This is a genomic window from Amycolatopsis saalfeldensis (assembly GCF_900110575.1).
Lineage (GTDB): Bacteria > Actinomycetota > Actinomycetes > Mycobacteriales > Pseudonocardiaceae > Amycolatopsis > Amycolatopsis saalfeldensis.
In genome coordinates, this window is record NZ_FOEF01000055.1 from 1 (window position 1) to 9,897 (window position 9,897).

Here is a 9,897-nt window from a genome sequence, read left to right on the forward strand (position 1 = left end):
CCGGCAGGGTCTCCTTTCTCGTATCCGAGATGATGGGTCATTTCAGCGTCCAGTGCTCGTTCGAGCACCGCCTTGGTCATCTCGTTCAGCAATTCTTGCGCGCCCAGCGCCCCGCCATTCGCATACGCGTCTTTCACCAGCGCATCAAGCGTTTCCGACGGCAACACCCGAGCGAGTGCTTCGCCGGCCGCGGCACCCGCAGCCCGATCAGGCGATGTGTTCTCAGTCACAGATAGAGCCTTTCTGGGTCGCCGTCAGCGATCCCGATCTTGGTCCATCCGTGGCTTACACGGTTGTCATGACACGGCCACTTTGCCGTGATCAATCGGTGTCTCCGCACCATCACCCGGCTCTCCCGCGACACTCCGGCAAGAGACAGCGGGAGGGCTGTAGCCTACTCCGACCTGCTCACAGTGCCGCCGAACACGATCACCAGCAACCCCGCCCCGCCGAACACGGACGCGTGCTCACCCTCAACACCGCCGCACTACCCCAACGTCCTCACCCTGAATGCCGCCCAACGAGGGTGCAGACGGCGATCTGGGAGTTGACGATGGCGGGATGCCCCGGGGCAGCTGCGGCGAGCTGGTCAAGGTCGCGACGCAGGAGGCCGGAGTCGCGGCCAGGGTCCCCACCGGACGCGGACGGTGGAGGTCCTGGCCACCGAATATGACCCAGGCGTGGACGATGGCGCGTCGCAGCGGCAGAGTCGTGTGCGGGAGCGTGTACCGGCGGAGCCCGTCACACAGGGCGAGCGCGCTGCGGGCGGCGCCGGCCAAGCCATACCCGGCGACGGCGCTGACGCTGCAGGCGGCGTCACCGAGTACGAGGAGTCCGGCGGGGAGGCGGGCCGTGCGGTGGACATCGCGGCGGCGGCAGCCCAGGACGCGGAAGCGTAGGACTGGCGAGGGGTTCGGCGCTGGCAATGAAGCGGGCGATGACGGGGCTCGCAAGGTCCGGGCGAACGCGGCGAACCCGTCGCCGAGCCCCGCCCGTCCTCGCATGAAACAGCACGTCGAGCGCAGTGGTGTTGAACAAATGCAGATACATATGGGGTGTGGATATGCAGAACATCCAGGAGGCGTTCGCCGCGCGAGACACGATGCTGACGCGGCTGATAGAGAAGTACGGCGCGGGCCGACGAGACCTGATGGACCTGGGTGTGACGGACTACGAGGCGCGACGATGGTGTGCCACGGTGGCGCCGACCGTGCTCGCCCCGGGACAGGCAGTGGAGATCGGGCCGCTCGGGACCGGCCTGGCCGACACGGTTGCCCTGGTGCCGATGGGACAGCTAGGCCGTCGCTACCTGACGTACGACGTGTACCTGCGCAACGCGGGTCTGCATGTGCAACTCCGGCTCCGCGCGACGCACCTAGGCTGGTCGGAGAACGGTCAGATCGCGGTCGTGCGGCCGATCACTCGCCGCTGGCAGCTCGGGTCGGCCGCGGCCATCGCGACCGCCCGGGTCACGCACTGCGCGAAGATACTTGCCGAACCCGACGTTCATCACGCATGGCCTCGGCTATCCACCATGGTGGAACTGGGCGACCCGATCACCGTCGGACTGCCACTCGGGTACTCCCCCGGCCCGACCGGCGGGGCGCCGGCCATCCCCGGTGTCCGGCACTATCTGCTAGCCGACCTGCTCATCGCCGCCAACGACGGCAGCACCGTGAAATCCACGCCACCGCTCCGGTAGCCGTCTACTGCGACGCTGGGTTTCACGCCCGAGAAGACATCGCCTGCACCCCCGCGCGGGCATCACGACCTTGCCGGGCCTGTTCCTGGGCCGACCTCGTCCGACCCCCGACCCCAATCACACCGAGCCGAAACCGGGAGCCCGAATCGATGACCACGCCGGCCAGCCACCGCGACCACGTCGCTCCCGCCGACCTGCTCACCGCCTTGCGCACCGCTCGTGCGGTCGGCGCCGACGCAATGACGGCCACGCTGGACGAACACGGGCTACGCGCGCTCGACGGTGGCCGTAACAACGACGTCTTCGCCTGGACTGCGGCCGGCACGCCAACCTGCATCAAGCTCTACAAGAAGACCGACCGACAGCGCGTCGAGCGTGAATGGCACGGCCTGGCACACGCCGCCGGCCTGGGCTGCGCGCCCGAACCGCTGTGGCTCGACGAAAACGCCGACGCCCCTGCTCTCGGCATGACCCTGCTTCCCGGCTCGCCGATCCTCGACGTTCTCGCCCCAGCGGCCGCCATCAACTCGATGGCCGAGACCACTCGCGCCCTGCAGAACGTCCCTCTGACCGAGCCGCTAGCCACTCTTGAGCGCGTCGACTCCATCGGCCACTACGTCGCCCGGCTCACCGACGTCTGGCCGAGCCAGCTCGCCGACACCACCGACGCCGCCCAGACCGCGGACATGCTCACCCTCCTGCACCGCTGGGAAGACAGCGGCGACGCCGAACTACTCGCACAGCCAGCCACCCGCGTCTACTCCCGCGGCGACGCGAACCTGCTCAACTGGCTCCACGATGGGAAAACCACCTACGTCGCGGACTTCGAGTTCAGCGGCTTCTCCGACATCGCCGTCGACGCCGCCGACCACATCGAGCACATCAGCGCCCGCGTCATTCCCGACAACGTCTGGACCAGCGCCGAAGCCGACCTCGGCGTCACGCCGGACAACCGCGCCCGATTCCACGCCGCGCAGCGCACCATCGCACTGCGGTGGCTAGCCGTCCTGTGGAAGCAGCGCACCAAACGGGTCAAGGATTTCACCGCGCAGCGCGAGCGCGTGCGAGCGCTCCTCGACTAGCCTCAGTGCTCGCGTGGTCCGGGGGCGTCGGTTTCCGTTCTGTTTTTGGACGATCGCATGTCGAGATGGGCCGATGCCCATCCCAAGTTCGCGTCCGACGTCACGAGCTTTTGTTGCGTTCCAGGAAAAGAAGACGCCCGCGAGTGAGCGGCCGGAATCAGCCTGTTCCACCGACGCCGTTACAGCAATCATCGCCGACTGCTTCGGCAGCATGGATCACGGCATAATGATCAAGATCCTGGCGGAGAAGCTCCACGATAACCGGCTTCTCCGGCTCGTTCGCAACATGCTCAAAGCCGGGTACCTCGAAGACTGGGAACACCACGACAGCCTGAGCGGGGTTCCGCAAGGAGGTTTATGTTCAGCTGAACATAAACCGCCTTGCGGCGTTCCGGTCACCTCACGCCGCGCCACCCCGTCGCTCATCACCCCGGCCCGCAACATCGCGCGCACGAGCTTGAGCACAGCTTGGTCGCAGACGCGTTCCTCGACCGCCTGCATCAACTTGTCATGCGGAATCGCCGAAAAACAATTGGCGATGTCCGTCTCAACCACCCACCGCCTGCCCCGCCAGGCCTCATCCACGAGGACCTGCAGGCCATCATGCGCCGCGATCTTCGGACGGAACCCGAACGAACACGGCAGAAAATCGGCCTCGAAGATCGGCTCGAGCACGATCTTGCAGGCCGTCTGCACGATGCGATCCCGAACAGCGGGAATCGACAACGGACGCTGCTCACTCGTGCCGGGCTTCGGTATCAAGACCCGGCGCGTCGGCAACGGCCGATAGCTGCCCTCTCTCAGTTCGGAGGCCAATTCGTCAAGCAACCGGGAAACCCCATACAGCTCGACCTCAGCCAAGGTGGTCTTATCAATGAGGTGATCTCACCAAGATTGTGGGCTGGCTTGTTGAGCCTGTGAAGCTGCTTGTGCTGGTGAACGGGTGCGCTGGCGAGCGGTGAGCCTCAGAGGTCGGGCGGGAAGCCCCTGGTAGAACTAGATTTGCGAAGATCAAGTCCTGACCAGAAGGCTCCCCGTGATTGCTTATCGTGCCATGCTCGACGTGTCCCGTGAACTGGCCCAGTACCTCAGCCGGCTTCTACGTGCCGAACGCCGCCGACGTGGGACCCGCAAGAACAGCAGGGTGTTGACCTGCTTTCGACAAGCGGTGCTGGGGTTGCGCTGGTTCCGCCAGGACGCCGACGTGACCGCGTTGGCGCGAGATCACGGAGTCTCCCGCGCCACGGGCTACCGCTACCTCGACGAGGTCATCGCGGTGCTTGCCGACCAAGCGCCGGATCTGCACGACGCCCTGGAACGAGCCAAGGCCGACGGGCTGGCGTATGTGATCCTCGACGGGAAGATCTTCTCCGCTGACCGCTGTAGCGAGAAAACCATGAGCGCCAAAGGGAAACAGATCGACCTGTGGTACTCCGGGAAAGCCCACGAGCACGGCGGCAACGTCCAGGCGCTTACCGGGCCAGACGGTTTCCCTCCGTGGGTGGCCGATGTCGAACCCGGCTCCGTGCACGACCTCACCGTGGCCCGCGAACACGTACTCGGCGCCCTGTACTGGGCCGCATCCCATCTCGCCCTGCCCGCCCTGGCCGACGGCGGCTACGCCGGCGCGGGGATCGGCGTACACACCCCGATCAAACAACCCGCCGGCGACCAGGTACTCGACGTGGACAACCGCACCCACAACGCCCTGCTGCGCGGCCTGCGATGCCTGGGCGAACGCGGATTCGCCATCCTCACCGGCCGCTGGCGCACGCTCCAGCACATCACCACCAGCCCCAGCAGAATCGGCAACATCGTCAAAGCCGCACTCGTACTCACCCATTTCGAACACAGCCGACTCAACTGAAAGTCGGTGAGATCACCTCTATGAGCCGCTCGGCGAGCTTCATGCCGATCCGGCATTCGCCGGGAACAGAATGTGGTCGTGAGATCGGGTCCATCCCCACGTGAGCAGGGCGTATTTGGATCAACCTGTCACGGCCTGGCGGCCCGGTGGTTTCATCCCGGCGTACGCGGGCGCGTGAACCACTGCAGGACAACGGAAACCGGAGGAGAGGTCATCACCGCGTACGCGGGCGCATCCGAGCATCGAGGGGCCGTTCGCCCTGCTCACGGGTCCATCCCCGCGTACGCGGGGCGCATTACGCCTATCACCCGAACACCCTCGGCTTCTGGGGGGCCATCCCCGCGTGCGCGGGGCGTATCTCGCCGTGCTGAGCATGGCCGCGATGGCCGCGGGTCCATCCCCGCCTATACGGGATGGACCCGGCGACGCCCAGGTGTCGGCGATCGAGGCGTGTTCGCTCCGCACTCGGGGATGGATCCGAGAGGAGGTCACATGCTTCCCGCGTACCTGGGAAGGGCCCCGCACCTACACTTGCCATGCCCGCGGCTCCGGCAATGGCGGTGCGCCCCGCGCGCGGGTATGGGCCGGGGATGGTCTCACGCAAGGAAGTCGATCGCGGTACCCGCGCGTTGAGCCTGCGCTGCGTGGAAAACCGACCACGCCAACGCCAAATCCTGCCACGGCAACCCGACCGGCGCGTACACCGTCACCTCGTCGGAGCTGGCCCGGCCGTGGTGCTCGCCACGAAGCACCTCGCCGAACGTGGCATCGGCGTCGTTTTCACCCAGCCCGGTGGCCGCCAACGCCCCGGTGCGCGCCGCAAGTACGCGGTCGTCCACCACCGTTGTCGCCGCAGTCAGAAGCGCCGCTGTCAGCTCGATCTTGCCAGGCTCGTCCGCGCCCAACGAGGTCACCTGAGTTCCGGCCGGAACATCGGCCACATCGAGCAAAGCGATTCGAGACCACGTCGCCAGCACGACGATGCCGCACGCCGCGGCCACGTCCCGTGCCCCGTCGGCAACGCGCGCAGGCACATCCCGGCTCGGCGGGAATTCCACCGATCGTTCCGGTGAGGCGTCGTGCACCACCAACTCGCGCACGGCTCGCAGCCGGGTGAGCCCTCGGATCACCATCGTGGCTTGCGCGCCCGCACCGATGACGCCCACGACGTCCGCGTCGGGCCGCGCCAGCTCATGCGTCGCCAACGCCGCGGCCAATCCCGTGCGCCACGCGGTCACCGCACTGGAGTCCAGCATCGCGAGAAGTTGTCCATCGGCGAGGTCGTGCAGGCACACCACACCGCGTAGCGCCGGCCGCGCTCCCGGGAATTTGGCGTTGACCTTGACCGTGTACGCCGGCACGCCGTCGATCAGCCCCGGCAACAGCGCGGTCGCCGTGCCCGCTCCCGGCAGCTCGGTGCGCGCCCGAATCGGCGTCACCACGTCAGAGCCGGAACGGAAACCCGCTCGCAGCAGGCCGAGTGCCTCGTCGACATCGAGCAGGCGCTCGACATCAGACCGGGTCAGCAGAATCGTCACTGCGCATCCACCTGGGGAACCACGGGATCGGCGTCGCCCTGCGCGAGACCGGTCCTGCGCAACAGCACCGATGAGACCACCGCGCCCAGCAGGCAGATCACGCCGCCCCAACCAAGAAGTGCTGCCACCGTCACGCCCACTCCCTGTAGAACGCCAACGGCTGCAGTGCCCACAACAACCCCAGAGTAGGCGACGCTGCGGCAGGTCGCGGACACCCGACCCAGCAACGGCGGGGCGACGATGCTCTGCCGATAGGTCCGCCAGTACACGGTGTAGCTGATCGTGGCCGCCGACTGCACGCAAAACATCACGCCCACACCCCACGCGGTGTGCAGCATCCCTAGGCCGACACCTGAGGCCCCGATCGCCAGCGCGGAGCCCGCCATCGCGGGCCGCGCCGGCCACGACCTGGTCCACCGGTTCACCACCAGCGAGATCACGATCGAACTCACGCCGACACCGACGACAACCATCGACGTCACCGCCGCTGACAGGGAGAACTCCCGAACCAGCCGCGTCAGTACCAAGGGCTCAGCCGCGCCGAGAGTCACATTGATCAACACGCTCAGGCTGATGCCCAGCCGCAACGGTCGGTTGCGCGCCACCGCGCTCAGGCCGTCCACAACTTGCCGCCACATCGACGGACCACGTTCGGCCCGTTCAGTGGTCCCACCGCCGCGACGCCCCGCGATCGCGCCGGCGAGCACGAACGAGACCGCATTGACCCCCATCACGAGCGCCAGGCTGCGAACGGTCACCACCACGCCGGCAACCATCGGGCCCAACACGGTGGCGCTCGCCCGCGCCGTTTCCAACAGCGAGTAGCCATGCCGCACCTGGTCAGGCCGGACCAGCTGAGGAACGCCGGCGTCGGCGGCCGCGGCCGAGACCGCCGAGAACAGGCCCAGCGCTGCGGCCACGCCCAACGCCGCCGGGTAGCCACCTCCGCCCAACACGACGGCAGCCACCCCGGCGGTCACGACGAGCGCCGAGCCCGCGTACGAGCCGAGCAGCAATCGCGTCGCCCCGTACCGGTCCACCACATGCCCGACCAGGAATCCGCTGGCCACGGTAGTCGCCATGATCACCGTGCGAAGGAACGTCGCCGTGGCCGCAGGGTAGCCGAGCTGCAGCAGGACCAACGGAAGCGCGATCGCGTAGAACTCGTCGCCCACCGTGCTGACCACGTAGGCGCTCAGCGCCCGCCAGAAGCGTGTGCCCATTGTGCCCTTTGTTCGATCAGAGACTGAAGTAGTCGACCTTCAGACGCGGAATGTAGTTCGCGACATCCGAGTAATAGTAGATGATGTTCTCGCTATACTGATCGAACGAGTGCTTCAGGTCGTGGAGATTGTTGACGGCGATGTGCGCCCGGTCGGCGAGCACGAAATCCCGCCCCTCCAGGGCCTCCTCCACCAGGCCGGTGTGCTCCGCCTTCACGTCCTCGATGACATGCGACGCGAGCGGATCAAGGCATCCTTCCGGGAAGCCGTATTCGACGGCTAGACGCTGCAGTGCGGTCGCCCCTTCGACTGACTCCGCGCCACGCGCCTCGAACAGCTTTGTGCACGCCAGATAACCCAGGGTGTCCTCGCGTGCGATCTCGCACAGGTTGTTCACCAACGACCACGTGCCGATCAGCGGGTGCGCATCCTCCACCTGCTCCGCCGGAACGCCCATGTTGACCAGACTTTCCTTGGCCATCCAGGCGTGGTTATACTCCTCGCTCAGATACTCGGAGAGCAGGTGCTTCCACTGCGGGTCCGTGCAGTGCGCGATCGCTGTCGAAATGTGCCGACTCGCCGAGTTGATGTAGTGGTAGGTCTCCAGAATCAGCCCGAGGAACACTTCCTTGCGATAGTCCAGGTTCTCCAACCCCGACCACAGCCGGTGGTATCCGATCTGCTCCGCCCACATGCCGGTGGACTTGTCGATCTGGTCGATGAACACCGGCACCGGGATGCGGTCTAGCTCGGGCCGCTCCTCCCGCAGCAGCCCCTGCTCCGCGAACGTCGTCACGATCTCGAGCGCGTCCCCCGAGCTCAGACCTGTGATCTGGCTGATCTCAGCCACCGAGTGGCGGCCGTCCAGGTAGCGCTTGAAGTTGAGAAACGTCTTCAGATCGGCACCCTGCTGCTCGATCTCGAAGTGCTGGTCACCGACGATCATCAGCGTCGGACCGCCGACCTTCGGCATGAAGAATGTGCAATGCCTCAGCTGCGGCTTGTAGGCCAGGTCGAGCTGCTGCCGGCCTTCCAGTCCCTGATATGTCGCTGTCACGGTCATCTCCGTACTCACATCACTCGTGGACCACTATAGCTTTGCGGGATCCGTGGCCCCGGCGGAGACTTCCGCCGGGGCCACGGACATACACTCTGCGGAGCTGGATCAGCCGCTGGTCACAGAGCCGCGGATCTTGCTGATCTCCGGCTTGTCCACCTTCTTGATGGTGACGGTCATTGAATTCACCTCCCCTTTTGGTAACTGGTCAGGTGGTTGGTTCGGCGTGTCGCGTGGTTTGATGGTTTCCTTTGGGGGACAATGGTTTGGTGCCGAAGCCAACGTATGACGAGCTTGCTGAGCTGGTCGTGCGTTTGGCGGCGGGCAACGCTGAGAGAGACGTGTTGATCAGCGAGCTTCGGGACGAGGTTGCTGACCTGAAGCGGCGGCTGGGGATGAATTCGCGTAATTCGGCGAAGCCGCCATCGTCGGATGGGTTGACGAAGCCGGCGCCGAAGTCGTTGCGGCGTAAGAGCGGGCGTAAACCTGGTGGGCAGCAAGGTCATCCGGGGTCGACGTTGGCGCAGGTCACCGATCCGGACGAGCTGATCCGGCATGAGCCGGGGGCGTGCGGTGGATGCGGCTCGGGTTTGGGCGACGCACCGGAGGTCGGTGTGGAACGGCGGCAGGTGTTCGACCTGCCGCCGATCAAGGTCCGAGTTACCGAGCATCGGCTGGTGACGCGGCGCTGCGGATGCGGGCAGGTGAGCGCCGCAGCGGCTCCGGACGGTGTGAACGCGCCGGTGCAGTATGGGCCGCGGATCACTGCGATCATCGTTTACCTTTATATGGGGCAGTTCCTGTCGAAGAAACGCACGGCGCAAGCCTTGTCGGAGTTGTTTGGCACCCCGGTCTCCGAAGGGACCGTCGCCGCCGCGACCCGGCGTGCCTCCGGTGGTCTCATGGGTTTTCTGGAGCTGGTGCGCGGCAGGATCGCCGCATCACCGGTGGCGCATTTCGACGAGACCGGGTTCCGGGTCGAAGGCAAGCTGCACTGGGTCCACTCCGCATCGACCGGGAAGTATTCGCTGATCACCGTGCACCGCAGGCGCGGCATGAAGGGAATGGACCACGCTGGTGTCTTGCCGGATTTCGCTGGTGTCGCGGTGCACGACGCCTGGCCGTGTCATGACAACCGTGTAAGCCACGGATGGACCAAGATCGGGATCGCTGACGGCGACCCAGAAAGGCTCTATCTGTGACTGAGAACACATCGCCTGATCGGGCTGCGGGTGCCGCGGCCGGCGAAGCACTCGCTCGGGTGTTGCCGTCGGAAACGCTTGATGCGCTGGTGAAAGACGCGTATGCGAATGGCGGGGCGCTGGGCGCGCAAGAATTGCTGAACGAGATGACCAAGGCGGTGCTCGAACGAGCACTGGACGCTGAAATGACCCATCATCTCGGATACGAGAAAGGAGACCCTGCCGG

General features: G+C 66.0%; 9 protein-coding genes and 2 pseudogenes. 6 read left to right on the forward strand and 5 right to left on the reverse strand.

Features of this window, described 5'->3' with window-relative positions; genetic code table 11:
• Positions 1-230, reverse strand: a pseudogene (locus BMY97_RS46720) (IS256 family transposase); the annotation flags it as partial.
• 833 nt (positions 231-1,063) lie between these two features.
• Here BMY97_RS46720 and BMY97_RS45500 point away from each other — a divergent pair.
• Positions 1,064-1,702 (forward strand): hypothetical protein, encoded by a 639-nt coding sequence (locus BMY97_RS45500; protein ID WP_091629879.1) that lies wholly within the window; start codon positions 1,064-1,066, stop codon positions 1,700-1,702.
• 149 nt (positions 1,703-1,851) lie between these two features.
• Positions 1,852-2,784, forward strand: a complete 933-nt coding sequence (locus BMY97_RS45505) for a phosphotransferase (RefSeq protein ID WP_245787835.1) — start codon at positions 1,852-1,854, stop codon at positions 2,782-2,784.
• Positions 2,785-3,000: 216 nt separating this feature from the next.
• Here BMY97_RS45505 and BMY97_RS48050 read toward each other — a convergent pair whose 3' ends face one another.
• The gene (locus tag BMY97_RS48050; protein WP_218157028.1) at positions 3,001-3,645 is read right to left on the reverse strand and encodes a reverse transcriptase domain-containing protein; all 645 of its coding nucleotides are present in this window, start codon (positions 3,643-3,645) and stop codon (positions 3,001-3,003) included.
• Positions 3,646-3,820: 175 nt separating this feature from the next.
• On the opposite strand from BMY97_RS48050, the gene BMY97_RS45520 reads away from it, so the two are divergent.
• Complete coding sequence (locus tag BMY97_RS45520) at positions 3,821-4,651, forward strand: transposase family protein (protein ID WP_091629881.1); 831 nt, start codon at positions 3,821-3,823, stop codon at positions 4,649-4,651.
• A 596-nt stretch (positions 4,652-5,247) separates the two neighbouring features.
• Here BMY97_RS45520 and BMY97_RS45525 read toward each other — a convergent pair.
• From BMY97_RS45525 to BMY97_RS45535, 3 genes are read right to left on the reverse strand one after another with little or no spacing between them, the layout of a single operon-like run.
• Positions 5,248-6,189 (reverse strand): ornithine cyclodeaminase family protein, encoded by a 942-nt coding sequence (locus tag BMY97_RS45525; protein ID WP_091629883.1) that lies wholly within the window; start codon positions 6,187-6,189, stop codon positions 5,248-5,250.
• Positions 6,186-7,412, reverse strand: a complete 1,227-nt coding sequence (locus BMY97_RS45530) for an MFS transporter (RefSeq protein WP_091629884.1) — start codon at positions 7,410-7,412, stop codon at positions 6,186-6,188. The genes BMY97_RS45525 and BMY97_RS45530 overlap by 4 nt, the downstream gene beginning before the upstream one ends.
• Positions 7,413-7,428: 16 nt before the next feature.
• Positions 7,429-8,475, reverse strand: coding sequence for a heme oxygenase-like domain-containing protein (locus tag BMY97_RS45535; protein ID WP_091629886.1), 1,047 nt, complete (start codon positions 8,473-8,475; stop codon positions 7,429-7,431).
• Between the two features lie 19 nt (positions 8,476-8,494).
• On the opposite strand from BMY97_RS45535, the gene BMY97_RS46725 reads away from it, so the two are divergent.
• From BMY97_RS46725 to BMY97_RS46730, 3 genes and pseudogenes are all read left to right on the forward strand, one after another.
• A complete protein-coding gene (locus tag BMY97_RS46725; RefSeq protein WP_143086537.1) occupies positions 8,495-8,758 on the forward strand; it encodes a hypothetical protein in 264 nt (87 codons plus the stop codon).
• Entirely contained in the window at positions 8,739-9,671 is a 933-nt protein-coding gene (locus BMY97_RS45540) for an IS66 family transposase (protein WP_143086538.1), read from the forward strand. Before BMY97_RS46725 ends, BMY97_RS45540 begins: the two co-directional genes overlap by 20 nt.
• A pseudogene (locus BMY97_RS46730) lies at positions 9,668-9,897 on the forward strand (IS256 family transposase); the annotation flags it as partial. The gene BMY97_RS45540 and the pseudogene BMY97_RS46730, both read left to right, overlap by 4 nt.

Excerpts from the sequence above, each read along its gene's own strand:
- BMY97_RS45535 (WP_091629886.1), bottom strand. The coding sequence starts at position 8,475 with ATGACCGTGACAGCGACATATCAGGGACTGGAAGGCCGGCAGCAGCTC.
- BMY97_RS45530 (WP_091629884.1), bottom strand. The coding sequence starts at position 7,412 with ATGGGCACACGCTTCTGGCGGGCGCTGAGCGCCTACGTGGTCAGCACG.
- BMY97_RS45505 (WP_245787835.1), top strand. The coding sequence starts at position 1,852 with ATGACCACGCCGGCCAGCCACCGCGACCACGTCGCTCCCGCCGACCTG.
- BMY97_RS45500 (WP_091629879.1), top strand. The coding sequence starts at position 1,064 with ATGCAGAACATCCAGGAGGCGTTCGCCGCGCGAGACACGATGCTGACG.